Raw genomic sequence first — 25,874 nt, forward strand, 5'->3', positions numbered from 1 at the left:
TCCTGAGGGCTGAATGCTGTTTGCGGGCGTGAGAGAATTCCGTAGGGCTGAGGGCTGTTTCCGGCTCATGGGCGAGGTCTGTGGTGCTCAATTCTCAGTGCCAAAAAAAGAGGGAGCCAAGGCACCCCTCATGAATCGATCCAAGTCTATTCAAAAACGCGAAATATATAGAGCGTTTTGAGTATTTAGTAGGCCAGACCCATGCTGCGGGTCGTTTCCGCACCGAGGTACACCCGAATGCTAAGGAAGTCTGTTGGGCAAGCCGTCTCGCACCGCTTACACCCAACACAGTCTTCCGTGCGGGGAGAAGAGGCGATCTGACCTGCTTTACAGCCATCCCAGGGAACCATCTCCAGAACATCTAGAGGACAAGCTCGAACACACTGGGTGCATCCGATGCAGGTGTCGTAGATTTTGACTGCATGAGACATTGATATAACGGCTCCAAACGATATGATGTTAACGATCAAACCTTCAGGAATTGTTAAATCACAACCCCTACAGCCGACCGAGTTTTGACGTTACTCCAGTCGAAATCCAGTGTACAGCAGTGGTTTAACCCAGCCTTGAAAAACTTCAAAGAATGTAATATCCCCAAGGGGCAACCCAGCAGATTTTGGGTGAAAGCAAAAGTATCGAAGGGAACTCATCTTTTGCGAAAATATGGGTTAATCTTGATTCTGCTTGATCTTTGCTTAGATAAGGCAATCCATCAAGGGTTGCCATGACATCAGCACACTCCTTCAGGTGAATGTAAATTTCTTTTGTTTAGTGTGGAGAAATATTAACAATGGGTTGGTTAAGTAGACTTTTCCCCGGAAGCAAAAAGCCTGACAAGAAACCTGCTGTAGCTCAGGCAAAGACTCCAAAAGGAGAAACCATTCCCCCGTTTAGAGTGGGCTTGAATGGTGAATATGACGATAGCGGTCTGGCAAAGCGGGTTGCGCTGGCGTTTGATGAGGATTCGCAACTGGACGATATCAATACCTTGTGGGTGGCTCAGTTGAGCAGCAAGGTCGTTCTGAAAGGAAAGGTTCCGACGAAAGCCTCTCTCGATCGCGCAGTCAGCATTGCGCGAGGTGTGGAGGGCGCGACGGAAGTTGATTCCAGTCAGGTTGAAGTTGGTTAACGTCTTCAATTGGTAAGGTGGGCAGTGCCCACCCTACTTTCTCTTCCCTATGCCTTGGATGGGCGAATTGCAGTTCGCCCCTACCCTCCTCACTTCTCACTCCTCACTCCCGCAATGAGACGAGTGCTGTCCCAGTGCTACAAAGAATTAGCTCAGTTTCGGCGCGATCGACTGACGGTGGCTCTGGCTTTTATCCTGCCGTTTTTGACGTTGCTGATTTTTGGTTATGCGATTCGTTTAGAAGCTCAAAATATTCCGATTACCATTCAGGATTTTGACAATACGCCCTTAAGTCGGAGCTACATTGAGCGGCTTTATGCGACAAACCAGTTTGCAGCGACTCCCCGAGTTAATGATGTGGCAGAGGCGATCGATCGGGGTGTTGCAACGGCTGGCGTGATTATTCCCCCCAATTTTTCGCAGCAGGTGCAGTCGGGTCGAGGCAGTACGGTTCAGGTGTTGATTGATGGAACGGATGTCAACAATGCGCGGGTGATTCGGAATAGCATTCAGGCAACCACTCGCTTTTTTGTGCAGGACTCCGGGCTTCAGACCACTCCACCCAGCATTAGACCTGTGACGCGAATCTGGTTCAACCCAGGACGGCAGGAATCGCTCTACATTGTGCCGGGAACCTGTGCTGTGATTTTGTGGATTTATCCTTCGCTGCTGGCGGCTCTGGCAATGGTGCGAGAGAAGGAGCAGGGGACGATCGTGCAGGTTTATGCCTCTAGCCTGAGTGCTTCAGAGTTGCTGTTTGGGAAAGTTTTAGCCTATCTCCTGGTGGGACTGTGCGAGGCGATCGCCGTGATTGGAGCCAGCATGATTTTGTTTGGACTGTGGTTCGCTGGAGATCCGACCCCGTTTCTGTTGGCAACACCTCTGTTTATTACAGTGGCCACCTTGTTTGGGCTAACCATTGGCACACGAGCGACGAGCCAGAATGCAGCAGTTCAGGCCGTAGCCACGATCGGATTTCTGACGGCTTTTTTGCTGTCTGGATTTATCTACCCCTTGAGCAACATTCCCTTTCCCCTATCGATCGTCTCTAACGTGGTTCCGGCTCGTTATTACATTCCCATTATTCGGGATGCCTTTGTGCGAGGAACGGGATGGGTTGGGGTTTGGAGCCACGTGCTAATTCTGATGTTGCTTGGATTTGTGCTGTTTCAGGCGGCCCGGCGAAATCTCAGCAAAATGCAGCTTGGAGACTGATCTAGATATACTCAGGAGTAGTTTGCCTGAGGGCCAGGGCGATGGATGTCTTAGCGGTCTTGAGTTTGGCGATCGCCCCAGGGGTGTTTTGGCTATGGTTTTTCTATCGACGGGACAAACTAGAACCGGAACCAGCCCATCTCATCGCCAGAACTTTTTTTCTGGGGATTCTCGTTGCCTTGCCGATCGTAATTGCTCAAAGCTTTTTCCTGTTTCTGCCCGCTTTTATCCTCTATGCCATTATTGCTCCCATTACCGAAGAGTACGGTAAGTTTGCCGTTGTACGCTACGGCATTTACAACAACGCTGAATTTAATGAGCCGATGGATGGCATTGTCTATGGAGCCGCTTCAGCCCTGGGATTTGCCACGATCGAGAATATTGGCTATTTGTTGGGCAGTTACTTTGCGCCAGAGGAAGCATTGGGGGAAGGGGCTTCAGCCGGGGATGCCGTGTTGTTTCTTTTTATTATGCGATCGCTGCTTTCAGTGCCGGGCCATGCCATCTGGGCCAGCTTTTGGGGCTATGCCCTGGGACGGGCAAAGTTTACCTTTCCTCCATTTCGCGGCAACCGCATGATTCGTGACGGACTGACCCTGGCAATGGTATCCCACGGGTTATTTAACGGCTTGCTGTTGCTTCATCCGGTTCTGGCGTTAGGGGCATTGATCGTGATTGGCGTGGGATGGCGAATGACCTTTCGGCGGATCTCTGCGGCCAGGGCAGCTTCATCCCAGGATCCTGAGTCGTAGGCACTCTTAGGGAATGCAATAACAACCTGGAATTCTTGTGGGGTGGGCATCTTGCCCGCCCAGTCAAAGCAGCAGAACGGTGAACAGGTTATTTATCCAGAGAACGGTGAACAGGTTATTTATCCAGGATTCTGAGTCATAAGTATCAACATCAAGCAATCCTCAAGCAATCTCATCCAATACATCCTTACCCATCCGCGCGTATTTGACCCGCAGGCTGATCCCTAAGGTGAGCTGTTTGAACAGCCAGTACAGGACGGTAAGTCCAATAAACGTGACCATAATCACGGCAATCGGACGGGTGCTGGTCAGATCATTGAGTGTACGAATAACAATCATGTCAGGCTCAGTCACCAGATCCCAGCTATTGAAGCGATGAAACCGTCCTAAATAAATGCCGATCGCGCAGAGTCCGTGGGTTAGCAATTCTGTCCAGAGGGTTAGGTGTTTGTAGCCAATCCGCTTCAGGTAAAAGGCTTGATTGATTAAGCTGACGACATAGGCTTCAAACCCCAGCAAAATGGCGAACATATGCAAGGGAAAGAAAAATAGCGCAATCACCCAGGTGGCAACGAAGCGAGTCCCCCGGATTAAATGAATAATATCGGTTAAAAGGTAGGGGGCATTAGGCAGAAAGGCAAAAAAGACTGCAAATCCAGCCCACCAGAGGAGCGATCGAGATTTGGTTTCGCGGCGATATAGCCAAAAGCTGAGTGCTAAGGGAATAAAAGCGAGAAATAAATTCCAGAGAATCCAGCCGCTATAGACATTTGTAAACGCTGCACGAATGCTCCAATAAATGCCTTCCATACGCACCTGATTAATCTAATTTTGATTCAGTATTCTTCCCAGGGTAGCCTTTTGTCTTGCCAGGACTGGAGAAATTCAGGCGATCTGCCCTATGGCTCACGAAAAATTTGAATAACGTTAAAGTTTGGTTAAAGCCTACGTTAGATTTCCGATACCCGTCCTGCCGATTTGCCCATTGCGGCCAATGCTATCCTCAAGGTATGCAGTTTGTTTCGGCTGCTCCTATCAGCCTTCAGCGATCGACCTATCATGACTTCTTCTCTCAAATCCTCGCAATGGCTTACAACGGGTATGTTGCGGCGAGTGCACCATATTGCACTGCACGTTCAGAATATGGATGCATCCCGCCAGTTCTATGGGCAGCTTTTGGGGCTGCGGGAATTACGTGGTGAGGAAGTGCCTGAAACCTTACGCCAGCAGTTTGAGGTAGGTGAAGTAGCGAATTTTGTCACGCCCGATGGCACCATTATTGATCTGTTCTGGAAGCCGAACCTACTGCCCCCGGATGCCGATCCCGATCGAGAATTTACTCGGGCTGGGCATTTAGCGTTTGACATTGCGCCAGATTTATTCGATCAGGCAGTGGAGATTCTGCAACAAAACCAGATTTCGATCGCCCACGGGCCAGTGCGTCGGCCCACGGGCAGGGGTGTATATTTCTATGACCCAGACGGATTTTTGGTAGAAATTCGCTGCGATCCTGAGTAATTCATCTGGAATCCCCCTACTCCGTATTCCATCAAGAACAGGCGATCGGCTAAGATGACAGGGCAAATGTGAACAGTAGTCAGGCTGGGAAAGCTCGGTGAAAGTCCGACGCTGTGCCGCAACTGTGAAAAAGAAGGGGAGTTTACCTTTTCTTGAGCCAGAACGCCAGCTTGCTGCTTCTTCACTCTATTTCCTGCGACGCACGGGAAAGGAGTTCGTGAACTGCATGACGATTTCTCAAGACCGCCCTTCCCAAAATCAGGTTGCCCATTCCCTGGATGCTCATTCCCTGATTGAAGTTTCCACTACCCAGCTCGATCGCGCCACTGCACCGACTTCCCTGCCTCCGCTTCCCCTCCAGCGTCCCCTATTGCTGATTGGTCATGGCAGTCGGGATGCTGATGGACGGCAAGGATTACTCGATTTTGCGGCAGCTTACCAGGCGTTGGATACTTCCCGTCCTGTGATTCCCTGCTTTTTGGAACTCACAGAACCCACAATTCAGCAAGGCGTGGATCAATGCGTGGAGCAGGGCTATACCGATTTGTCAGCTCTGCCGATTCTGCTGTTTGCTGCTCGTCACAATAAATTTGATGTAACGAATGAACTCGATCGCGCCAAAAAACGTCATCCACACATTACGTTTCACTACGGACGGCATTTTGGCATTACCCCTGGAATTTTAGACCTGTGGCACACTCGTTTAGCAGAGCTGGATCAGCCCCAGTGGAATCCCCACGGCATTTCCCGCGAAGAGACGGTTTTGCTATTCGTCGGTCGTGGCTCCAGCGATCCCGATGCCAATGGTGATGTATTTAAGCTGGCGCGGATGGTTTGGGAAGGCAGCGGCTATCAAACGGTGGAGACTTGCTTTATCGGCATTACCCATCCTCGACTGGAAGAAGGCTTCCGCCGGGCCCGTCTGTACCAGCCCAAGCGAATCATTGTCTTGCCCTATTTTCTATTTACCGGGGCATTGGTGAAAAAAATCTTCAACATCACAGCCCAGCAGCAAGAGCAACACCCTGATATTTCAATGATTTGCTTGCCTGAAATGGGACTGCATCCCCACCTTTTCCAGATTATGCGCGATCGAGAGATTGAAACCCATCTGGGGCAGGTGCAGATGAACTGTGAAATGTGTAAGTTCCGTCTGGCAGCGATCGGGACTGGCGATTCCCATCATGGTCATTCCCACAGCCATGATCACAATCATGATCACAATCACGATCATTCTCATAATCACGCGCACGCTCATGATCACAGCCCTGATCACAATCACAGCGCGATCGATCCCTATGCTGAACCAGAAAAGTACCACCAGCGGATCTGGCAGGTTCCCTAAGGTTCCAATCCCTCAAATCCAGACAAAACTCTTGTGGGGTAGGTATCTTGCCTGCCCATGTAACTGAATCCAGGCAAAACTCTTGTGGGGTGGGCATTTTGCCTGCCCATTCAGCCAGCTTGAGTTGGGGGTATCAAACTTACAGTCACATGACCGATCGCTCACTGGCAGGTAAGATACCTGCGCTACAACAATCAGTCCACCCCTAGAGGCCGATCGTCTCTACATTAGATAAACCCGACTCATCTACCCAGGCAATTTGCTTGATGCGGCGAGACTGGGCAGACTGACGAACGGCTTCTGGATCATTGAGATGACTTAGCTCCACCTCAACCCGAACCAAATGGGCCGAATCCCGAATTTTCTGGGCATGGGCAAAGGCAGCAGCATAGGCTTCCGGCTGGGTGGGAACCACTAACCAATCCGTTTCCGGCGTTTCCAGGGGAAGTTGTCCGGTGGTTAGCAAAACCTGATGCAGTTCTTCAATGTTGAAGGTAAAGCCCACGCCCGGACAGTCCTGCCCCTGAGGATGATAGAGGCTCAACAGTTGGTTGTATCGTCCTCCCTGCCCCAAAATTCGCTGTCCTGACGGCCCAATCACATCAAACACAATGCCAGTGTAATAATCGATCGTCTGAATCAGGCTGAGATCCAGGGTAATGGTCGGTAGTCCATAGGGAGTCGTAGCGTCCTGCTGAAAACTATCTTGCAAAAGCTCCATTAGCCCCTTGAGCCGATTTACGATCGCCCGTTGCTCTGAGTCTAAGTCCAGGCTGGAAACTCGTTGTAACGCATCGGCAGGTTGTCCCCGCAGGTCAAGCAAGAACAAAGCCCGATCGCGCAGGTCGGGAGAGAGGGAGAGGGTTTCTAGCTTCAGACGATCGAGGTGGGCAATGGCTTCTCGAACCTGCTTACGAAGATGATCTGGAAAAGGTTGCAGGAGCGATCGAGTTAACCCAGCTTCCCCCAGGATTAGGGAACATTGATCCAGCCCCAGGTTGCGGAGACAGGCAGAAACAATCAAAAGAATTTCCGCATCGGCAGCCACCCCATCGGCTCCCAATAACTCTATCCCTGCCTGATAGAACTCCTGCTGACGATTATGAGTCCCCTTAGCAGCCCGACGAAACACATTGGCATTGTAGTAAAACCGTTGGGGATAGCTGGCTCCAGCCATGCGGGTGACTGAAGCTCTGGCGATCGAGGCTGTGAGTTCTGGACGCAACCCTAAGGTATCCCCTTCTGAGTCCTGGATTTGAATGACGGTTGCTTGTTCGATCGCGCCACCCGCCATCAGCGTATCCAACCGCTCCAAAGTTGAGGTAATAATGCGGTGATACCCCCAGCTATGAAAAACTTGCTGGATCCGATCTTCAATCCAGCGTTTCTGAACCACATCCAGCGGAAACAGGTCACGTGCGCCAACAGGCGGTTGGTATATCATTACAGTTTTTACTTTTTCTTCCCACCAAACAGCCCAAACAGTCCACCCCCTCCGTTGGTATCAGGCTTGCCGCCCTTCGAGTTGGTTTGCCGCTTCGGGTCAGCTTTTGCCTTGGGATCAGCTTTTCTCGGATCAGGTTTTGCGCCCTTTCCGGCTGGTTGGCTGGCTGCGTTGCGTCTGTTGGGTGCTTCTAATCGTTGTTTACCTTCCAAGGCTACCGCATCTTGAGGGTTTAACTCTAATGCCTTGTTAAAGTGAATTTTTGCCATTGTTGCCTGGTTGGTTTTCAGGTAGATCATACCCAGCCGACTGTGGCATTCACTATTGGTAGGCTCCATTCTCAGGGCATCCCGCAATTCTTGAATGGCTCTGGGAAAATTCTTTTTCGTTTCAAATTCTTGCGATCGACGAAGATAGGCGGCGATCAGGGCATCACGAGTGGGGGGGGCAGGCGGAGTTTTAGGAGGGGGGGCAGGAGCCGCTGTTGAGGTAGAAGGCGCAGAATTGGCAGCAGAGTTCGATGCTCCGATCGATTCACCTCGACTTTCCTTCCGCATCAAATACACCAGATTAAGCTCGCTGATTTGTCCAATAAAATCCAGTGTTTCGTTGAGATGTTGATACTGATTTTCAGCCAGCGATCGTACCGCAGCCCGATAGGAAGTATCCAGATCGCTAGCCGCTGCCAGTCGTCGAGATAAATCGCCATTCAATACCACTGTATCTTGCTGTTTCAGGGCTTGCTGTCCTTTCAAACGTAGTACGACGCAATATTCAGTATAATTTTTTTCCTGGGAAAGCTTTTCGTAGGCAGGGTTAACTAGCTTGGAGAGATATTCAGAGGCCCGCCGCCGATCGGCTGCGTCTTCAGTGACACAACTGTCTGGATGCAACCGTCGAGCGATCGTCAAATACCGCTTACGAATTTCCTTTGGCTCTGCATCCACTGGAATTCCCAAAATGGCATGATAGTCCGTGAAATCCAGGCTAAATAATCCCTGCTCAATCTTTAACATTCTGCTTATTCCACGACTCAACTATACATAAGAGTGCCCCTGAACTGATTTCACCTAACCCAAGATCAACGTTTTCCAGGACAGGTTTCAGGCTGGGTTTACAGTGATTACCCTAAGTCTAAACAATCCTCTGGCGATCGTTTGTCAAGCATGAGTGATTTTGTGTAAGAGGAGGATGAAAGGGGTACTCCTCACTCCTCACTCCTCACTCCAAACTGCGGCAAGGGTTGAACACTCAACAGCTCTTGGCTTAAAGCTTCGTGCAGGTGGCCATTGGTGGCCAGGATGCGTCCAGAGTGGATCTGAAACGGGCTGGTGTCATAGGCGGTAACACGGCCACCCGCTTCTTCAATCAAGACAACTCCTGCGGCCAGATCCCACGGTGACAGGCCTCGCTCCCAAAATCCATCCAGCCGACCACAGGCAACGTAGGCCAGATCGATCGCCGCCGCACCGCCTCGCCGCACACCTTGCGTTTTGTGGGTTAAATGGCAGAACTCTGCATAGTTATTGTCAATGGTTTCGTGGCGATCGTAGGCAAATCCTGTCACCAAGAGGCTTTGGGATAGATTAGCGGTCTGGGAGACTTGAATCGGCTGGCGATTACGGGTGGCTCCTAGCCCTTTTGCGGCTCTGAACAAGTCCTGATGAAATGGGTCAAAGACCACTCCCACTGCGGGAATACCATTGATCAGAAGTCCGACGGAAACGGCGAAAAACGGATATTGATGGGCATAGTTTGTGGTGCCATCCAGGGGATCGATCGCCCACAAAAATTCAGCAGACTGTTCACCAAATTGTCCTGATTCTTCGGCTAAAATCGCATGATCAGGAAAATGGCGACGAATCACTGCCAAGACTTCTGCTTCCGAGGCTTGATCAGCGGCAGTGACCAAATCACCTGGGCGACCCTTTTCGCCAATTTCCGTCAGTTTTCCCCAGTAGGCTTGCAAAACCGCGCCCCCAGCCAGGGCAGCCTCAGATGCGATCTCCAGAAAGCGTTGCAGTTGATCAGATGTTGCGCTCATGAATTGAGTGGATTGAGTTTGGGCGTTTTTCCTCTGATAGCCTAACAGCACGGTGCGCTTCGCTCAATTGTCTGGTTCCCTTCCCCTGAATGGGGCCCGATCGCCAAAAAAGTCTGGTTTCTGCTCGGCAAACCGCCTATTCTTGAAGAGATTTATTGCCCGTTTTGCGAATTGCGATCGGTTCCTGTAATGCCATCTCCTCTCCAGGGCTTCATTGCTCAAAGCCAGCGCATTGTTTCAAACTTCAAGCCTTACCTCCGGTGGGTGATTTTCGGTGGAACCATTTTTTTCCTGGTCAGTACCCTGCGGCAACACTGGTCAGAGGTGACTCAGCTTCGCATTGATGGAACAGGCTGGAGCATTTTAGCGGCAGCAACGGGGATTACCTTAATCGCGCACATCTGGTCAGGCTGGGTCTGGAGTTGGATTTTGCAAGAACTGAATCAACCCGCTGCATCCGTCTGGGGGATTTTAGTCTATTTGAAAACCAATATTGCCAAATACCTGCCCGGCAATGTCTGGCACTTGTACGGCCGCATTACCGCCTCAACTCAGGCTGGCATTCCGGTAGAAGCGGCTGCCCTGAGCGTTGTTCTGGAACCGCTGTTGATGGCAACGGCTGCCCTGTTCATAACGATCGTCAGCCTGGAATCGGACTATCGGCTGGTGCAACTTCTGGGACTGGGACTGATCCTGGCTGCAATTCATCCCAGATTGCTCAATCCACTCCTGCAAAAGCTGGGTCGGCTCAAGGCGAAGTCTATTTTTTCTAAAAATCCTAAAAATCCTAAAAATCCTAAAAATTCTGCAAATCCTGCAAATTCCGCATCCCCTGAGGCTGCTCCCGCTTCCCCTGAGCCAGTCGATCCGATCGATCGCCCCCTGCCGCCTGCCACCTGCCTGAAGCGCTATCCGGTTCGTCCCCTGCTGGGTGAAATGATCTTCGTCTTACTGCGAGGCGTGGGATTTTTGTTCTCAGTTTCCGTTCTGACCTCGGTTAGTTTGGAGCAAATTCCTCTGTTGATCAGCGCATTTAGCTTTGCCTGGTTGCTGGGATTAGTGGTTCCGGGTGCGCCAGGTGGGATTGGTGTGTTTGAGGCTACCGCCATTGCGCTGCTCGATTCTCAATTTCCCCCGGCGATCGTCTTTGGCAGTGTTGCGATTTATCGACTCATCAGCACGATCGCTGAAGCGGTAGGAGCGGGATTGGCTGTAATGGTTGAACGCAGTCAGCAATGCAGTAAGCATAGATAGAAGAAACTTGGAATGGGGAAAATAGGGAAACAATCGATAAAATCTTTACATAAGTCGGAGAAAGATGGAGGAAATCTAAGGAAGTCTCAGTGGGGCAAGGAGATGGGTTCGGAGTTGGTTAAAATGTTTGAGTCCAGCGATAAAAGTGTGACTGGCTTAACAGTTTTGCTTATTGCTCGATCGCGCTCTGTTCGTCCAGGCTCGCTCAAGTTCACCACTGACTGAATGATTGAATCCAACTTGTTGCAAGATTATCTTTCTTCTCCAGACACCATGCAAAAAACCTACGATCTCCACGTTGTAGAGACTCGTCCCCTCAGCAGTCCAGCAACGATTCACCACGAACTGCCCATTACCGAAACAGCAGCCACCCTGGTTTCTGATACCCGCGATCGGATTCGCAATATTCTGCAAAATGAAGACCGACGACGATTAGTGATTGTCGGGCCCTGCTCCGTTCACGATGTCGATGCAGCCCTGGAGTACGGCGAAAAGCTGGTTCCCCTGCGGCAGGAGTTGGAAGAAGATCTGGAAATCGTGATGCGGGTGTACTTTGAAAAGCCCCGGACGACGATCGGCTGGAAGGGACTGATCAACGATCCTCACCTGGACGGCAGTTATGACATTAATTATGGATTGCGATTAGCGCGGAAACTCCTGCTGGATTTAGCACATTTAGGATTGCCCGCAGCTACCGAATTGCTCGACCCAATCATTCCCCAGTACACGGCGGATATCATTGCCTGGACAGCGATCGGGGCCCGCACTACGGAAAGTCAAACTCACCGGGAAATGGCTTCTGGGCTATCCATGCCGATCGGCTTTAAGAACAATACCGACGGTAGCCTTCAGGCGGCCGCTAATGCCATGCTATCCGCTAGCCAACCTCACCGCTTCCTGGGCATCAACCACGAAGGACTGGCCAGTATTGTCACCACCACGGGCAATCCCGATGGGCATATCGTTCTACGGGGCGGCAAGCGTGGCCCGAACTATGATGCGGATCACGTAGAACAAGCAGCCCGTGAACTCACAACGCTAGGGTTAAATCCTCGCGTTATGGTGGATTGCAGCCACGATAATTCCAACAAAGACTATACTCGTCAGGCGATCGTCCTGGAAAATGTGGCAGAACAGTTGGCCGCCGGATCAAAACACATTCTGGGGGTGATGCTCGAAAGCCATCTGGTGGGCGGCAAACAGCCAATTCCCAAGGATTTGAGCCAGCTTACCTACGGACAAAGCATTACCGATGGCTGTGTAGATTTTGAAACGACGAAGACCCTATTGCGGGATCTGGCAAAGTCTGTGACTCGGAAACAGCCGATCGGCAAGTCCTGAACCGGGTTCCACCCCTTAACCTAAAACTTCCTGGAATAACTGCTTCACCTTTTCCCAGGCATCGGCAGCAGCTTCAGCATTATAGCTACTCCGCTGATCGCAGAAAAAACCATGCTCGGCCCCCTCATAGCGGAAAATCTGGTGAGGGACATGATGCTGGGTGAGTGCTGCTTCGATCTGCTCAATGTGATCGGGGGGAATGCTGGCATCCTCCATGCCGAAGAAGGCGTAAAGCGTGCCCTGGATTTCCGAGGTGTAGGTTAGGGTGGGTGCGTTGCCGCCCGGACTCCAGGTGGGAATGCCTGCGCCATAGAAAGAGGCAGTGGCTTTAATATCAGGCAGAGTCGCCGCTAAATAAACCACATGCCCCCCAAAGCAAAAGCCGATCGCCCCCACGCCATTGGACTTGACATTCGATCGGGTCTTGAGAAACGTCAGGGTGGCACGAATATCCGATCGCAACTCATCCACCTTGGTTTGCTCTTTGTATTCTCGCCCCAACTTAACGTCCTTTGGAGTATATCCGGCTTCAAACCCAGGAGCGATGCGCTGGTAAATGGCTGGAGCGATCACTACATAACCCTCTTTAGCCAGGCGTTCCGTCACATCGCGGATGTGGGCATTCACCCCAAAAATTTCTTGAACCACGATAATGGCAGAATAGGTTCCCTCAGCCGCAGGTTCAGCGAGATAAGCATCGATTTCTAGATCGCTACTGGGAACTTTGACATGGGCAGTGCGGATCTCTGTCATGGCATCAGTCACCGATGTGTCAACCTACGCCAGTAGTCTACTGCAATTTGGCGATCGAGGATGCATTCACCGAATCTCTTGGCGGAGGCATTAACCTTTACGGCAGAATAAAGGTATCGCCCTGATGATCACAATCCCCTATAATTCTGGCCGCTATGATTCTGCGCTCTCCGATTCTGGAAAACCTGTCTCGCAGGGTGTAGAGCTAGTAGCCATTGATGGGGAGTGTCAGTAAGGCTCTGGTTCGTGGCTAGATCGATCTAGATCGAGATAGATCGAGATCGATTCAATTCAAAGATTCAGTTAAACGCTCGACCAGGGCAATTTGGAGATTTCCTATGGTTCGGTTTCACATTCAGCCCGACAGCGATATTCCTGCCTCTGAGCAGCTTTATAATCAGATTCGCTTTGCCATTGCATCTCGCCAATATCCGCCCGGTCATCGGCTTCCCAGTACCCGCCAACTGGCCATGGAAACCGGACTCCATCGCAACACCATCAGCAAGGTTTATCGCAAGCTGGAAGAGGACGGGATTGTGGATGCCCATGCGGGGTCTGGGATCTACGTGCGGGCCCAGGGGGATGAAGGGGGAAATTCCAAGGTTCGATCGCCCCTGATCGAAAAGTATCCCCAGGCCCATCGGTTAGTCCAAAAAGGACTGGATGATTTGCTCAGTCAGGGCTGTTCGTTGACCCAGGCCAGAGAACTATTTCTAGCTGAAATTGATTGGCGGTTGCGGTGCAGTGCGCGGGTATTGGTGACGGCTCCCCGGCAGGACATTGGCGCAGGGGAACTGATGGCCCAGGAACTGGAAAAAGCCCTCAAGATCCCGGTGCAGCTTGTGCCACTGGAAGAATTAGCCCAAGTCCTGGAGCAAACTCGCTCTGGAACCGTTGTCACCAGCCGCTACTTTATTGGAGATGCGGAAGCGATCGCCTCGCCTAAATCCGTGCGGGTAATTCCGGTGGATATCTATGACTACGCCCAGGAAATTCAGAAACTGCTCAAACTTCAGAAAGATAGTCGCTTGGGGTTAGTGAGCCTCAGTGCCGGAATTTTGCGGGCGGCTGAGGTGATTGTCCATAGCCTGCGGGGGGAAGATCTGCTGATTATGACCACCCAACCTCAAGATACATTCAAGCTGAATGCAATGGTTCGCAGTGCCCAAACGATCTTCAGCTTCGATCGGGCGAGTTGTGCCGATGTCAAGGCAGCCGTCCTGGAAGCCAGGGATGATTTGATTCGTCCCCCCCAGTTGATTTGCTGTGAAAACTACATTGGTGAAAAGTCGATCGCCTTGCTGAAACGGGAATTAGGCTTAGAGTAGGAGCCACAGGGGTTTGAGCGATCGAGGGCACTCTGGTGTCACAGAAAGTTGATAAACCTCCCAAGGAACGGAGAGGAAGGTTTTAGAATAGCTAATATTGTTACAGTTTCAGAAATCAATGGCACGAGTCTGAAGGCAGAAAGGCTGGAGGGCTTTGAATGCCGCTTAGATGGAGCTGCAACGAACTACCAATCGTTTTTGTAAATTGCAATAAGCTGCATCCACTATGAACAACCCAACGCCCAGCGTCGATCGAATTATCATCTTTGACACTACCCTTCGAGATGGGGAACAGTCCCCTGGTGCAACGCTGAATGTTGAAGAAAAGCTGACGATCGCTCGACAACTGGCCCGACTGGGGGTGGATGTGATTGAAGCTGGATTTCCCTTCGCCAGCCCTGGAGATTTTGAAGCCGTTCAAAAAATTGCCCAGCAGGTGGGTACGCCAGATGGGCCAACGATTTGTGGGTTAGCCAGAGCCACTCGTCAGGACATTGAAGCCGCTGCAAAAGCCCTGAAGCCCGCTGCGAAACCCCGGATTCATACCTTCATTGCCACTTCTGATATCCACTTAGCCTACAAGCTGAAGAAAACCCGTCCAGAGGTGCTGGCGATCGCTGAAGAGATGGTGGCCTATGCCAAATCATTTGTAGACGATGTGGAATTTTCCCCGGAGGATGCCGGACGATCTGAGCCAGAATTTCTCTACCAGGTGCTGGAGCGGGCGATCGCAGCGGGAGCCACAACGATTAATATCCCCGATACCGTCGGCTATCTGACTCCCAGCGAGTTTGGTGCCTTGATCAAGGGCATTAAGGAGAATGTGCCGAATATTGATCAGGCAGTCATCTCCGTTCATGGGCATAACGATCTGGGACTGGCAGTGGCCAACTTCCTGGAGGCGGTCAAAAATGGGGCGCGGCAGTTGGAATGTACGATCAACGGCATCGGCGAACGGGCCGGCAATGCGGCTCTAGAAGAATTGGTGATGGCCCTGCACGTCCGTCGTCAGTTCTATAATCCCTTCCTGGGTCGTCCGCCGGAATCGGAAGCTCCCCTGACCAATATTGATACCCACCAGATTTACAAGACTTCCCGGTTAGTCTCAAACTTGACGGGAATGCTGGTGCAGCCCAACAAGGCGATCGTGGGAGCCAATGCTTTCGCCCATGAGTCTGGAATTCACCAGGATGGAGTCCTGAAGCACAAGCTGACCTACGAGATTATGGATGCTCAGTCGATCGGCTTGACGGATAATCAGATTGTGTTGGGTAAGCACTCTGGACGCAATGCCTTTCGATCGCGCCTGCGGGAATTGGGTTATGAGTTGGGCGATCAGGAATTGAACCGGGCCTTCCTCCGCTTTAAGGAACTGGCCGACAAGAAGAAAGAAGTGACGGACTGGGATCTGGAGGCGATCGTCAACGATGAAGCGCAACAGGTTCCCGAACTGTTTAAGCTGGAGCACGTCCAGGTTTCCTGCGGCGATCATTCCCGACCCACAGCCACCGTTACCCTGCGGACTCCGGGTGGGGAAGAACTGACGGATGCTGCGATCGGCACTGGGCCCGTGGATGCGGTTTATAAAGCGATTAACCGCGTGGTTGATATTCCGAACCAACTGATTGAATTTTCGGTGCAGTCCGTGACGGCAGGGATTGATGCGATCGGGGAAGTGACGATTCGATTGAAGTATGAAGATCGGATTTTCTCCGGTCATGGGGCGAATACCGATATCATTGTGGCTTCTGCCCAGGCTTACGTGAATGCCTTGAATCGCTTGTTTGCCGCCATTCAGCGAGGAAAAGCCATTCATCCTCAGCACGCTGAAGTGCAGTCCGTTTAGGGATCAGTGAATTTGCATTGGCGGCAACACGGGCGTTTGTTCGCGCAGCATGTGCATCGCCCAACCCCCCTAAATTCCCCTTAGAAAGGGGGACTTCCGATCCGGCTCCTTTTTGAGCTACCGTGTGCACAGATCTTGGCTGAGAGGCTCAAACCCTGATAGATCCCCCTAAATCCCCCTTGAAAAGGGGGACTTCTAATCCGGTTCCCTCCTTTTTAAGGAGGGTTAGGGAGGATCAAACCCAGCCCTAGCTAGAGCAGATGACTTGTGTGTACACCGTAGCCTTTTTAAGGCGGGCTGGGGGGATCAAAACAGGGGCGATCGACTAGAATCTGCATAACGTTTGACTGGGCTGACTGGGCAGTCAAGATGCCCACCCCCCAAAGATTTCAGATGATTCAATTTGCATTTCTCAGGACATAGCGGTTTAGGACAAGAGCCAATGGCAAAATCAATCTCGCCCTCATCTTCACCTCCGCCCGCCGCTCCTGCACGGTCTGCGCCTACCACTTTCCCCCTCCGTAAAACCCTATTAACCTATGGGCTGCTGATTGCGATCGCCTTTGTGATGCTGCTCCCCCTGGTGTGGCTCACCAGTACGGCATTTAAAGCTCCTACCGAGAATATTTTTCAGTTTCCGCCCCAATTTTTACCAGAGTCGCCCACGATTGAGAACTTTGTGCGGGTCTGGCAGACGGAACCCTTCGGGCAATATTTGTTCAACAGTTTATTGGTGGCGGGGCTAACCGTCGGGTTGAATTTACTGTTTTGTGCTTTGGCAGCTTATCCTCTGGCGCGACTAAAGTTTCGGGGACGAGAAGTAATTTTTAGCCTGATTGTTTCGACGATTCTGATTCCGTTTCAGATTGTGATGATTCCGCTCTACATCCTGACGGTGCAGTTGGGACTACGGAATACCTACCTGGGATTAATTTTTCCAGCGATCGCCTCAGCGTTTGGCATTTTCCTTTTGCGGCAGGCATTTCAGGGAGTCCCAAAGGAATTAGAAGAAGCGGCCCGGATGGATGGTTGCTCTGAGTTGGGTATCTGGTGGTTTGTGATGCTGCCTGCCATTCGTCCAGCATTGACGACCCTGGCCATTTTTGTCTTTATTGGCTCCTGGAGTGATTTTCTCTGGCCGTTAATCGTTTTGGATCAGCCAGAATACTATACGCTGCCCCTGGGAGTAGCTCGACTTTTAGGAACAACTTTTGGACAGGATTGGCGATTAATTGCAGCCGGATCAGTGATTTCAATTGCCCCAGTTTTGCTCTTTTTCGTGTTAATGCAACGCTATGTTGTTCCGACCGAAACGGGCAGTGGTGTTAAGGGATAAAACCCGATCGTTAGTATTCTTCATCACTTATTACAAGCTTTTCACAACGCAGATTAACAAACCTCTATATAATGCTCTGGTATGAAGGGATGCACGCTCCTGTTCCCCCTCTCCCAGAGCATTCGTCTGGATTCTCAAAGCAACTTTCAAGGTCAGGTCGTGTCGTTTTTATTGCAAGGGCGCAGTATTTCTACCACTTTTTTTGAGCTTCTCGCATTACACGATGAAGTCAGTCAGGAATTTGGGCAATCTAATAGAAATAGGGCAAATAATTATTTTTCAGAATTGACAAAATTAAGCTGAAAGCTCGAAACACTTTCACAACTTAAATTCGATCGCATTTGCAAATTGGATCAAAGCATGGCAATGCTGGCAGTTGATCCAGGATTCGTTGATCTCTTCAACCTCACCCTCACGAATTACTTAAATTACTCCCATATACTTTTGATGCACAACAAGGACTCGTGTAAATTATCTCCATCGGTAGGCAATGGCGTTGTCCAAAATCTTGAAACCTCTATTCCCGCTATGAACGCTCAATCTGCCAATCAACCCGATCGCTACTTGATGATTCTCAGAGATATTGAGCATCGCTTGTTCGGCTGTACAAAAGTGTCAGACTGCTGCAATGCCGTATTGGAGCGGTTGGGACAGGCAACCCAAATCATTTATAGCTGCGTTTTTGCGGTGCCCAGTCCCCTGGTGCAGTCCGACCAAGTGGAAAATGTTCCAGCTTCCAAGGATGACTCCAATGATTCAACCCCAGGTGACATCTGTTGGCTTGCTGAATGGTATGGAGAGCCATCTCAAGATACGACGAATTTTCAGGGGATGAGCACCTCAGTTGAGCTAGCAACATGGCGGGATGAAATGACTACAAGCTGGCATCATTTCACTCAGCCTGAAAGTGAAGATGACCTGGCATTTCAGATGGTTGAAGCATCGCTGCGCTCAATGTCATCGGGTATTCTTCTGTTTCCACTCTGGGTCAACCATCAAGTCTATGGAGTCCTGGGAATTAAGCAATCCGAAGGCAAGGAGGCAATCCCCGCTCCTGAATTAGCCCTGTTTCAGGGAACCGCAGCGGCCCTGTCCCTCAAGCTAGACGCACTCCAGGCTCATGCCGCCACAAACGCGCTCACCCAGCAAATTCAGCAGCTTCACCATCAGCTAGAAACAGCAACCCAGCAGCATACCCTCCAATCCCGCCAAACTTTAAACTTTGAAGCATTACTGCGCCGAATTACCGATCGGGTGCGGGACAGTTTGGATGAAAATCAAATTCTGCAAACGGCGGTACAGGAGTTGGCGATCGTGCTGGAAACCCACAGTTGTGATACCGGACTCTATAACCTGGAGCAGGGAACCTCCACGATCGTTTATGAATACATTTGCACGACTGAAATTTCTTCTGCCAAGGGAACCGTCTTACAGTTTTCTGACTATATAGAGGTGTATTCCCACCTGCTGAATGGACAGAATGTGCAATTTTGCTGGGCTTCTTCACCCTCTAGCTGGGATAGTCCTCCTGAAACCACATCTCGCAATATCCAGGAGCGCGTTGCGATTCTCTGCTGTCCACTCATTGATGATCAGGGGGTGATTGGCGATATTTGGCTATATAAGATTGCCGATCATGGGTTTGATGCAGAATCGGTGCGTCTGGTGGAACAGGTGGCGAACCAATGTGCGATCGCCATTCGTCAGGCGCGGTTATATGAAGCGGCCCAGGCTCAGGTTCGTGAATTGGAACATCTAAACTACCTGAAAGATGACTTCCTCAATACGGTATCCCATGAACTGCGATCGCCCATGGCCAACATTGAGATGTCTATTCAAATGTTGCAACTGCTGTTGTTTAACGGCCCTATCACTGAATCCATTGATGAATTCAAGCCAAGTTTGCCGGATGATAGTGCCCCATTCCCCGCTCGTTCCCATGTGAACATACCGCGATCCCGCCAGCGCAATTGTTCTGACTGCGATTCCTTTTCCCTCTCGCTCCGTTCAGATTCGGTGCAGCAGGTCGTGCGCTATTTTCGGATGTTGCAAGATGAATGCAGCAAGGAAATTAATTTAATTAATGATTTATTAGATCTATCTCGTCTGGAAGCGGGGACAGAGCCGTTGATGCTGACCACGATCGACCTGAGCACCTGGATTCCTCACGTTGTCGAACCTTTCCTGGAGCGGGCCCGCACCCAGGTTCAACACCTGAATGTTGAAGTTGCCCCTGATCTTCCGCCCATCACCACCGATCTCTCTAGCCTGGAACGAGTGCTTTCTGAACTGTTGCACAACGCCTGCAAATATACTCCCCCCAACGCCACCATTACGGTTTCAGCTCACTGTATCTCCCCTGCCTCCGCCGACCCAACCCACTGCGATCGTCCCTCCCTGCTGATCCTTCAAGTCAGTAACTCTGGCACCGAACTGTTGCCCAGCGAGCTACCCCGAATTTTTGATAAGTTTTACCGAATTCCCAGTAACGATCCCTGGAAGCATGGAGGGACAGGATTAGGATTAGCCCTGGTTAAACGCCTGGTGGGACATCTGGGGGCAACGATTCGAGTAGATAGCAGCAATAATCAGGTTACATTCACCATCGAGTTTCCGCTTTGAAGGTAAAATTCTCCTGGGAAGTCCCCTGAGTTCACCCTGCCACTTCTCGGTAGAATAGGAGCTATGAAAACGCTGCTGATTGGGCTAATTCGGTTTTATCGTCTCCTGATTTCACCCCTATTTCCTCCCGTCTGTCGGTTTCAGCCGACCTGTTCCCAGTATGCTGTTGAAGCGATCGATCGGTTTGGTGCCTGGCGGGGTAGTGGGTTAGCGATTCGGCGAGTGTTGCGGTGTCATCCCTTGCATCCTGGAGGATACGATCCAGTTCCTCCTCCGCTTGAAAATAACCACACGAAGGATTAATTTAAATAGGCGTATTCGTATTAAGTTTTGTAGACAGTTTGGGGCAGTAGGGTGGTCAACTTAGACTCAAATCAGTTAGAGCGATTGAAGGCCATTGGCGCGTACCTGTACGAAGTGCGTCAAGAGCAAGCCCGGACGCTGGAAGAAATTGCGGCAAAAACTTATATCCCTCTGCGGATACTTAAAGCTCTGGAGGCAGGTCAGGAGAATATTTTGCCTGAACCTGTCTTTGTTCAAGGCTTTATTCGTCGATATGCGGATGTGCTGGGGTTGGATGGCACCGGAATATCTCAGGAGTTCCCGGTTCAAAGCATGATCGACCCAGAGATTTCGACCAACGGAAGTTTAGAAGACGCGGTTTTACCCCCTCCTGTTCAGTCCGATGTGCCCCTATCAGAGGGGTTTTCGCTACGTCGCTCTTCGTCTCCTTCCTTCCTTCCCTATCTTGCCGCCGGAGCCCTGGCAGTCGTAGCATTAGGGGGATTGCTGTACGGGTTAAGTCAGCGGAACTCTTCCCCTCAATCGCAAACCACTGCTGAACAACCTCCATCTCCCGCTCCTGAAACCCAGCCCAATCCTGCACCGATCGCCGAAAGTCCTGCACCCAGTCCATCTCCCACCACCCCAGCCGCTTCACCTACTCCCAGTCCTACTGCCCCTGTCACTGTATCCATCAACCTGACGGATGCTTCATGGTTGGAGGTCAGCGTCGATGGAAATATCGAGTTTGAGGGAACATTGAACCGGGGAGAGCAACGAAGCTGGACGGCCCAGCAGGCAATCACAATTTATTCGGGGAATCCCGGAGCCGTGATGGTGACTCACAATCAACAGCAAGCCACTGCCATGGGGCAACCGGGCATTCCTGAGGAAAGGACGTATACGGCCTCTGCTGCGCCTACCCCCTCGACTCCCTAAAAATAACTGATGTAAAAATCAATTCGATTGAGTGCCCAGGGATCGGCAATAAAATGGCATCCCAATTTTGCCAGAAATCTGTTGTAAGGGCGCACAGCAGTGCGCCCCTAGCAGGAGTACGTTCCGGTGCGTTATTTTGTGCGCCCCTAGCAGGGGTACGTTCCGGTGCGTTATTTTTCTGCATACCCCCTATTGCTCTGGGGAAATTCCACAGGGCGTTTTACAATCGATGAACGTTTTTGCTGACTTTAAATTCAAGTCATTGATCAACCTTTAGGAGATTCGCATGGCAAAACATACCCAAGCCCATATGTCCCGAACGATCGAAAAAAACATTCCTCCCGCATTGAAAGAAAGAACTCGATCGCAAATGGAATATTACATGGGTGCAAAGCTGATAGAAATTGGTGTAAACCCCAAGTCAGCTATCTACCGCTGGGCCGTAGAAGCCAAGGGAAATAATGAAGTTTGGACCTATAGTGCATTTTGGGGAGACTCAAAGGAGAAGGTGCTGGCAGAGGAAGGAGGAGTGGGGAGTGAGGAGTGGGGAGGGGGAAGTGAGGAGTGAGGAGTGAGGAGTGAGGAGTGAGGAGTGAGGAGTGGGGAGTCGGGAGTCGGGAGTGAGGAGTCAGAAGGGAGGAGTGGGGAGTCGGGAGTCGGGAGTCGGGAGTCGGGAGTCGGGAGTCGGGAGTCGGGAGTCGGGAGTCGGGAGTCGGGAGTCGGAGCTTCCCAGTTATGTCAATTGATCGCTTTCCGTAGCGCAGGCATCTTGCCTGCCAGTTAACTACCTATCATGCGATCGCTTTCCTGGGGGGTGTTGGGTTTTCTCCATTGGAAACGCTCCGCGAACCCGTTGTACTGCTCCGCAGAAGCAAGCTACAACCCAACCCACAGAAAAAGATTTATCAGTCAACCAGTCCCCATCCTTTCTCAATCCAGAATTTGAGCAATAAAAAAGCAGCCTTTGCGGGGCTGCTTCTTCTCATACATGAGGTGCATGAGGAGCTGTCATCTACTAGAGTAGAGGGAAATTTTGCCCCTATAGGTAGGGTTACAGATTTTGATACAGCGAATTGGGTAGGAAGGAGTGGGCTAATCTGACGGACTTTGAGGCTCAGTGAGAGCAGACAAAATCCCCAAAGTAGACAGACTCATTAAATCTAAGTTAAAGTTGTAGTGAGTTTGCTTTAGCTCTTGGATAATAGAAATAGTACAAAGAAGACTTAATTAATTGAATTTCCCAATCTTTGCAGCCGATTTCTCACGATCTCCTGATTCATACAGCAGCTTGTAGGATAGATGGATTTACTCAAGCAGCCGTTTAGCTCACCAGGGAGATACTCGGCGATCGCGGTTTCAGCCGCGACCCAAGTAAAATGGACGAGAGATAAAGAAATAAAAGATACAAACATTTAGAAACCCGTTAGAAACCCGTTGGATTTTAGTCAGGTGGGACATGGTAGAAACACAAGCACGAACTCTAGGACGGAAGCCCATTCAATCATTAGAAGATGCTTTAGAGTATTGTCAGACGTTGGGAATGCGGCTGAGTAAGCAGCGTCGGTTCATTCTGGAGCTACTCTGGCAGGCCCAAGAACATTTGTCAGCTCGAGAAATTTACGATCGCCTCAATCAGCAAGGTAAGGCGATCGGTCACACATCGGTGTATCAAAACCTGGAAGCCCTGTCCGCTCAGGGGGTGATTGAGTGTGTAGAGCGATCGGACGGTCGGCTATATGGCAATATCAGTGATCCTCACAGCCATGTGAACTGTTTGGATACCAACAAAATTGTTGATGTTCATGTCGAGTTACCCGAAGAAATCATTCGTATGGTTGAAGAACAGACCGGGATCACCATCACCAGCTATTCGATCGATTTCTTTGGTTATCGTCAAACTGGGGCTGCTGAAGCTGCCGGAGCCATTTAGGGTCATAAATTAAATAACCTGTGCAACGATTTACTTCGTGACTGGGCGGGCAAGACTTCGGCTTGAGCTCAGTCGAAACGCTACCCACCTCACAAGAATTCCAGATTATTAAATTTGCATTCCTTAGGTTTCTGTCCTGCCCCTGACAATTGATTGGCTTGCATGGCTCACCTGTCGTTCACAGGTGAGCTATTTTTATGGCGCGTTCGGCCCATGCCAGGTCGAGGCGTTTCAAGTTTGCCTCTATACCAGGGATAGAGATTGCTTAACGAGCCTTAACTCAGATTTTTGGTTCACAAATGAAATTTATCAGTAAGCTTGACGTGCAACAATGCAGCTTGCCCCTCAAACTCCAAATATAGGGTTTAGGATGTGAGCAAGGTTTATAACTAGCGTCTTACCCTCAACAAGCACGTTCAGTGGGCTATGGTACAAAATCCGATTGATCCGCCAAGAATGACAAACTACCCCCCTAGCTTTCCAGTTGCCCGAAAGCGAGCGCGCTCGAATTCTCAGCCAATTCAACCTCTTAAATTACCGGCAATTCCCAACCCCATTCCTGTTCAGCCGCGATCGGATCAATTCCGCCCGTCGGATCAATCCCGTCCCTCGGATCAATCTCGTGTTGGAGAAGTGCCGACGAGTCATCCTTCTACGGTGAATCAAGCTACTCCGGAGCAGGATGTCGTTCCACCCCAAAGCCCATTGGTTCAGGGTACTGCTTCCACCCAGGACAGCGATCGGTTCGTCGATCCCTGGCTGCCCCCTGTTCCGTCGGGACAACCTCCAGTCCATCCGGGCAAACAACCCACTGCCCCAGCGAAATCAAAACCCGCTCCAGTAAAACCACGGCCCAATCCCCTACTACCGCTGCAACGGTTTACTCAGGCGACCCGCTCCAGGGGAATGGCCCTGGTGACAGGAGTTTCGATCGCCTCGGTGGATATGTACCGTACTGTTGCGCCGAAAGTGAGGGAGTCTTCCCGACGGTTTAAACCCAATTCCCAAACCCAGCAATGGATGCTCATCTGGTTTTCGGTATTGGGAACCTTCAGCGGCATTACCGCATTGGCGTTTGTTTGGCTGGCCAGTCCACCCCCTTCGGCCAATTGTCGGAAAGTGTCATTAGATTCTCCAGGGGTGCAACGGCTGTATTGTGCCCAGAGTCTCGTGCGATCGGGAGAGTTATCCGATCTGGTAGCCGGAATTGAACTGATGGAAAATTGGTCGCCCGATCAGCCCTTTTACCGGGATGCCCAACAGTCGATCGCTGATTGGTCTGCCTTAATTTTAGTGATTGCCCGGGGACGGATGGCTCAAAGTGATCTGGCAGGGGCGATCGAGGCGATCAATCAAATCCCAGAATCCAGCCCAGCTTATTCCCAGGGACAGGAAGCGATTGCAGCCTGGCAGCAGGAATGGCAAACCGGAGAGGCGATCGTTGCAGTAGCCCAAGAAGCGATTCAAGCTCAAAATTGGCGGCAGGCTTCCCATCAAGTGGTGGAGTTGGGCTATCTCAGCCACGAATATTGGCGGCTCCAGCAGGCCGATGTTTTGTTTAAGCAAGTGGTACGAGAAAAAACGGCGCGGGAGTCTTTAACCCATGCTCAAAAGCTTGCTAAGGAAAATAGTCCCGACAAACTGGCTGAAGCGATCGCCCTATTGCGCAACGTTGCACCGGGTACCTATGCGACGGCTGAAGCGGAAGCGTCCCTGAAACAATGGAGCCAAACCCTGATTGGGGTAGGACTGGAACAATGGCAGGAGGGGGATCGGGACGGGGCCTTTGCCACGGCTCAAGCCATCCCACTTAATCCAGACTTGCCCACCGAAGGGAAGGACTTGATTCAAATCAGCCAGGCTGCTCAATTGGCGGAAACGAGCCTGAGCCGAACTGAACCTGTACCCTCGATCGCTCAGGTTTGGCAACTGATGGAAGCTGTTGCCGCCACTCAAAACATTACTGCCAGCAGTCCCTTTTACCAGGATGCGCAGGCGGCCATGCAAACCTGGCAGACTGATTTGCAAGACCTGAACCACCTGTTGATCGCCAATACGATCGCGGATTGGGGCGATCGCAGTGCCCTGGAGTTGGCCATTACCAGAGCCGAGGCGGTAACCGCCGATAGTCCTCGATGGCTACAAGCTCAAGCATTGATTGCTGATTGGCAACTGGCCATTCAGGGGCTGGAAGATCAGCCGTTTTTAGCCCGGGCAGAACAATGGACGCGATCGGGAAAAATTCCTGACCTGCAAGCTGCAATTGCTCAGTTGAAGGTGATTCCCAGCGATCGTCCCGCCTGGAAAAAAGCCCAGCAGTTAATAGTGGCATGGACGGCTCAAATTCAGACCATTGAAGATCAGCCATTCTGGGACAAAGCACAAAAATTGGCCAAGCAGGGCAAGTTACCCGAAGCGATTGAGGCAGCGGCTAAAATTCAGCCCAATCGGGCTCTATATGAATCCGCTCAGGCTGCCATTTCCACCTGGAAAGGAGAAATCCGAGCAGCAGAAATTGCGGAAGATCAGCCGATTCTCGATCGAGCTTACGGTCTGGCCGGACAGCAACGGTTGACCATGGCGATCGATGCTGCCTCTCAAATTGCCCCAGGTCGAGCCTTGTATTCTGAAGCTCAGGCTGCCATTTCCGCCTGGAGCGAGGAACGGGATTTTCTCTGGAAAGTTTGGGCAGATGAGCCAATTCCCGCATCGGATGCAGAGACGGATGCACAGTACGGCGATCGCACCGATGGAGAAAGCGATTAAAATAAGGACTTTCGTACCCTTTTTGGTGTG

General features: G+C 51.0%; 24 protein-coding genes and 1 riboswitch. Of the genes, 17 read left to right on the plus strand and 7 right to left on the minus strand.

Features of this window, described 5'->3' with window-relative positions; translation table 11 throughout:
• Window positions 1-185: 185 nt before the first annotated feature.
• A complete protein-coding gene (gene psaC, locus ACM1PF_RS27840) occupies window positions 186-431 on the minus strand; it encodes a photosystem I iron-sulfur center protein PsaC (protein ID WP_007355303.1) in 246 nt (81 codons plus the stop codon).
• 145 nt (window positions 432-576) lie between these two features.
• Entirely contained in the window at window positions 577-726 is a 150-nt protein-coding gene (locus tag ACM1PF_RS27845) for a hypothetical protein (RefSeq protein WP_416669356.1), read from the minus strand.
• A gap of 64 nt (window positions 727-790) precedes the next feature.
• On the opposite strand from ACM1PF_RS27845, the gene ACM1PF_RS27850 reads away from it, so the two are divergent.
• The 3 genes from ACM1PF_RS27850 (at window position 791) to ACM1PF_RS27860 (ending at window position 3,096) form a co-directional block, all read left to right on the plus strand.
• Window positions 791-1,129, plus strand: a complete 339-nt coding sequence (locus ACM1PF_RS27850) for a BON domain-containing protein (protein ID WP_416669357.1) — start codon at window positions 791-793, stop codon at window positions 1,127-1,129.
• Between the two features lie 114 nt (window positions 1,130-1,243).
• A complete protein-coding gene (locus ACM1PF_RS27855) occupies window positions 1,244-2,344 on the plus strand; it encodes an ABC transporter permease (protein ID WP_416676823.1) in 1,101 nt (366 codons plus the stop codon).
• A gap of 41 nt (window positions 2,345-2,385) precedes the next feature.
• Window positions 2,386-3,096: a PrsW family intramembrane metalloprotease gene (locus ACM1PF_RS27860; RefSeq protein WP_416669359.1), complete on the plus strand. Its 711-nt coding sequence runs from the start codon at window positions 2,386-2,388 to the stop codon at window positions 3,094-3,096.
• Between the two features lie 162 nt (window positions 3,097-3,258).
• Here the strand turns inward: ACM1PF_RS27860 and ACM1PF_RS27865 are convergent, their stop codons facing one another.
• Entirely contained in the window at window positions 3,259-3,906 is a 648-nt protein-coding gene (locus tag ACM1PF_RS27865; protein WP_416669361.1) for a DUF1361 domain-containing protein, read from the minus strand.
• 249 nt (window positions 3,907-4,155) lie between these two features.
• Between ACM1PF_RS27865 and ACM1PF_RS27870 the strand changes: the two genes are divergently transcribed.
• Entirely contained in the window at window positions 4,156-4,614 is a 459-nt protein-coding gene (locus ACM1PF_RS27870; protein ID WP_416669362.1) for a VOC family protein, read from the plus strand.
• A gap of 47 nt (window positions 4,615-4,661) precedes the next feature.
• A riboswitch (cobalamin riboswitch) is annotated at window positions 4,662-4,803 on the plus strand.
• 37 nt (window positions 4,804-4,840) lie between these two features.
• Complete coding sequence (locus ACM1PF_RS27875; protein ID WP_416669364.1) at window positions 4,841-5,959, plus strand: sirohydrochlorin chelatase; 1,119 nt, start codon at window positions 4,841-4,843, stop codon at window positions 5,957-5,959.
• 205 nt (window positions 5,960-6,164) lie between these two features.
• On the opposite strand, the gene ACM1PF_RS27880 is transcribed toward ACM1PF_RS27875, so the two are convergent.
• The 3 genes from ACM1PF_RS27880 to ACM1PF_RS27890 all read right to left on the minus strand — a co-directional run bounded on the left by ACM1PF_RS27880 (window position 6,165) and on the right by ACM1PF_RS27890 (window position 9,447).
• Window positions 6,165-7,403, minus strand: coding sequence for an ATP phosphoribosyltransferase regulatory subunit (locus ACM1PF_RS27880; protein WP_416669365.1), 1,239 nt, complete (start codon window positions 7,401-7,403; stop codon window positions 6,165-6,167).
• 8 nt (window positions 7,404-7,411) lie between these two features.
• The gene (locus tag ACM1PF_RS27885) at window positions 7,412-8,419 is read right to left on the minus strand and encodes a J domain-containing protein (protein WP_416669366.1); all 1,008 of its coding nucleotides are present in this window, start codon (window positions 8,417-8,419) and stop codon (window positions 7,412-7,414) included.
• A 191-nt stretch (window positions 8,420-8,610) separates the two neighbouring features.
• Window positions 8,611-9,447: an inositol monophosphatase family protein gene (locus ACM1PF_RS27890; protein ID WP_416669368.1), complete on the minus strand. Its 837-nt coding sequence runs from the start codon at window positions 9,445-9,447 to the stop codon at window positions 8,611-8,613.
• Between the two features lie 189 nt (window positions 9,448-9,636).
• Between ACM1PF_RS27890 and ACM1PF_RS27895 the strand changes: the two genes are divergently transcribed.
• Window positions 9,637-10,701, plus strand: a complete 1,065-nt coding sequence (locus ACM1PF_RS27895; protein ID WP_416669370.1) for a lysylphosphatidylglycerol synthase domain-containing protein — start codon at window positions 9,637-9,639, stop codon at window positions 10,699-10,701.
• Window positions 10,702-10,974: 273 nt separating this feature from the next.
• Window positions 10,975-12,042: a 3-deoxy-7-phosphoheptulonate synthase gene (locus ACM1PF_RS27900; RefSeq protein WP_416676824.1), complete on the plus strand. Its 1,068-nt coding sequence runs from the start codon at window positions 10,975-10,977 to the stop codon at window positions 12,040-12,042.
• A 15-nt stretch (window positions 12,043-12,057) separates the two neighbouring features.
• Here ACM1PF_RS27900 and ACM1PF_RS27905 read toward each other — a convergent pair whose 3' ends face one another.
• Window positions 12,058-12,795, minus strand: a complete 738-nt coding sequence (locus ACM1PF_RS27905) for a dienelactone hydrolase family protein (RefSeq protein ID WP_416669371.1) — start codon at window positions 12,793-12,795, stop codon at window positions 12,058-12,060.
• Between the two features lie 338 nt (window positions 12,796-13,133).
• On the opposite strand from ACM1PF_RS27905, the gene ACM1PF_RS27910 reads away from it, so the two are divergent.
• From ACM1PF_RS27910 to ACM1PF_RS27955, 10 genes are all read left to right on the plus strand, one after another.
• The gene (locus tag ACM1PF_RS27910) at window positions 13,134-14,123 is read left to right on the plus strand and encodes a GntR family transcriptional regulator (RefSeq protein ID WP_416669373.1); all 990 of its coding nucleotides are present in this window, start codon (window positions 13,134-13,136) and stop codon (window positions 14,121-14,123) included.
• Window positions 14,124-14,349: 226 nt separating this feature from the next.
• On the plus strand, window positions 14,350-15,969 hold the full coding sequence (locus ACM1PF_RS27915; protein WP_416669375.1) for a 2-isopropylmalate synthase: 1,620 nt from the start codon (window positions 14,350-14,352) through the stop codon (window positions 15,967-15,969).
• Between the two features lie 568 nt (window positions 15,970-16,537).
• A complete protein-coding gene (locus ACM1PF_RS27920; protein WP_416676826.1) occupies window positions 16,538-17,305 on the plus strand; it encodes a carbohydrate ABC transporter permease in 768 nt (255 codons plus the stop codon).
• Window positions 17,306-17,833: 528 nt separating this feature from the next.
• On the plus strand, window positions 17,834-19,927 hold the full coding sequence (locus ACM1PF_RS27925; protein WP_416669377.1) for a sensor histidine kinase: 2,094 nt from the start codon (window positions 17,834-17,836) through the stop codon (window positions 19,925-19,927).
• A 63-nt stretch (window positions 19,928-19,990) separates the two neighbouring features.
• Entirely contained in the window at window positions 19,991-20,230 is a 240-nt protein-coding gene (yidD, locus tag ACM1PF_RS27930) for a membrane protein insertion efficiency factor YidD (RefSeq protein ID WP_416669379.1), read from the plus strand.
• A 51-nt stretch (window positions 20,231-20,281) separates the two neighbouring features.
• Window positions 20,282-21,148, plus strand: coding sequence for a helix-turn-helix domain-containing protein (locus tag ACM1PF_RS27935; protein ID WP_416669381.1), 867 nt, complete (start codon window positions 20,282-20,284; stop codon window positions 21,146-21,148).
• A gap of 286 nt (window positions 21,149-21,434) precedes the next feature.
• Window positions 21,435-21,716: a hypothetical protein gene (locus ACM1PF_RS27940; RefSeq protein ID WP_416669382.1), complete on the plus strand. Its 282-nt coding sequence runs from the start codon at window positions 21,435-21,437 to the stop codon at window positions 21,714-21,716.
• Between the two features lie 24 nt (window positions 21,717-21,740).
• The gene (locus ACM1PF_RS27945; RefSeq protein ID WP_416669384.1) at window positions 21,741-21,932 is read left to right on the plus strand and encodes a hypothetical protein; all 192 of its coding nucleotides are present in this window, start codon (window positions 21,741-21,743) and stop codon (window positions 21,930-21,932) included.
• 672 nt (window positions 21,933-22,604) lie between these two features.
• Complete coding sequence (locus ACM1PF_RS27950) at window positions 22,605-23,078, plus strand: Fur family transcriptional regulator (RefSeq protein ID WP_416669386.1); 474 nt, start codon at window positions 22,605-22,607, stop codon at window positions 23,076-23,078.
• A gap of 456 nt (window positions 23,079-23,534) precedes the next feature.
• Window positions 23,535-25,844 (plus strand): hypothetical protein, encoded by a 2,310-nt coding sequence (locus ACM1PF_RS27955; protein ID WP_416669388.1) that lies wholly within the window; start codon window positions 23,535-23,537, stop codon window positions 25,842-25,844.
• Window positions 25,845-25,874 lie beyond the last annotated feature (30 nt).

Source organism: Egbenema bharatensis FJBBOT/2019, assembly GCF_048077055.1.
In the GTDB taxonomy this organism is placed as follows: domain Bacteria; phylum Cyanobacteriota; class Cyanobacteriia; order Elainellales; family Elainellaceae; genus Egbenema; species Egbenema bharatensis.

Excerpts from the sequence above, each read along its gene's own strand:
- ACM1PF_RS27895 (WP_416669370.1), top strand. The coding sequence starts at position 9,637 with ATGCCATCTCCTCTCCAGGGCTTCATTGCTCAAAGCCAGCGCATTGTT.
- ACM1PF_RS27920 (WP_416676826.1), top strand. The coding sequence starts at position 16,538 with ATGCTGCTCCCCCTGGTGTGGCTCACCAGTACGGCATTTAAAGCTCCT.
- ACM1PF_RS27855 (WP_416676823.1), top strand. The coding sequence starts at position 1,244 with ATGAGACGAGTGCTGTCCCAGTGCTACAAAGAATTAGCTCAGTTTCGG.
- ACM1PF_RS27900 (WP_416676824.1), top strand. The coding sequence starts at position 10,975 with ATGCAAAAAACCTACGATCTCCACGTTGTAGAGACTCGTCCCCTCAGC.
- ACM1PF_RS27860 (WP_416669359.1), top strand. The coding sequence starts at position 2,386 with ATGGATGTCTTAGCGGTCTTGAGTTTGGCGATCGCCCCAGGGGTGTTT.
- yidD (WP_416669379.1), top strand. The coding sequence starts at position 19,991 with ATGAAAACGCTGCTGATTGGGCTAATTCGGTTTTATCGTCTCCTGATT.
- ACM1PF_RS27915 (WP_416669375.1), top strand. The coding sequence starts at position 14,350 with ATGAACAACCCAACGCCCAGCGTCGATCGAATTATCATCTTTGACACT.
- ACM1PF_RS27875 (WP_416669364.1), top strand. The coding sequence starts at position 4,841 with ATGACGATTTCTCAAGACCGCCCTTCCCAAAATCAGGTTGCCCATTCC.
- ACM1PF_RS27850 (WP_416669357.1), top strand. The coding sequence starts at position 791 with ATGGGTTGGTTAAGTAGACTTTTCCCCGGAAGCAAAAAGCCTGACAAG.
- ACM1PF_RS27910 (WP_416669373.1), top strand. The coding sequence starts at position 13,134 with ATGGTTCGGTTTCACATTCAGCCCGACAGCGATATTCCTGCCTCTGAG.
- ACM1PF_RS27890 (WP_416669368.1), bottom strand. The coding sequence starts at position 9,447 with ATGAGCGCAACATCTGATCAACTGCAACGCTTTCTGGAGATCGCATCT.
- ACM1PF_RS27880 (WP_416669365.1), bottom strand. The coding sequence starts at position 7,403 with ATGATATACCAACCGCCTGTTGGCGCACGTGACCTGTTTCCGCTGGAT.
- ACM1PF_RS27940 (WP_416669382.1), top strand. The coding sequence starts at position 21,435 with ATGGCAAAACATACCCAAGCCCATATGTCCCGAACGATCGAAAAAAAC.
- ACM1PF_RS27950 (WP_416669386.1), top strand. The coding sequence starts at position 22,605 with ATGGTAGAAACACAAGCACGAACTCTAGGACGGAAGCCCATTCAATCA.
- ACM1PF_RS27925 (WP_416669377.1), top strand. The coding sequence starts at position 17,834 with ATGAACGCTCAATCTGCCAATCAACCCGATCGCTACTTGATGATTCTC.
- ACM1PF_RS27870 (WP_416669362.1), top strand. The coding sequence starts at position 4,156 with ATGACTTCTTCTCTCAAATCCTCGCAATGGCTTACAACGGGTATGTTG.
- ACM1PF_RS27865 (WP_416669361.1), bottom strand. The coding sequence starts at position 3,906 with ATGGAAGGCATTTATTGGAGCATTCGTGCAGCGTTTACAAATGTCTAT.
- psaC (WP_007355303.1), bottom strand. The coding sequence starts at position 431 with ATGTCTCATGCAGTCAAAATCTACGACACCTGCATCGGATGCACCCAG.
- ACM1PF_RS27845 (WP_416669356.1), bottom strand. The coding sequence starts at position 726 with ATGGCAACCCTTGATGGATTGCCTTATCTAAGCAAAGATCAAGCAGAA.
- ACM1PF_RS27905 (WP_416669371.1), bottom strand. The coding sequence starts at position 12,795 with ATGACAGAGATCCGCACTGCCCATGTCAAAGTTCCCAGTAGCGATCTA.
- ACM1PF_RS27885 (WP_416669366.1), bottom strand. The coding sequence starts at position 8,419 with ATGTTAAAGATTGAGCAGGGATTATTTAGCCTGGATTTCACGGACTAT.
- ACM1PF_RS27955 (WP_416669388.1), top strand. The coding sequence starts at position 23,535 with ATGACAAACTACCCCCCTAGCTTTCCAGTTGCCCGAAAGCGAGCGCGC.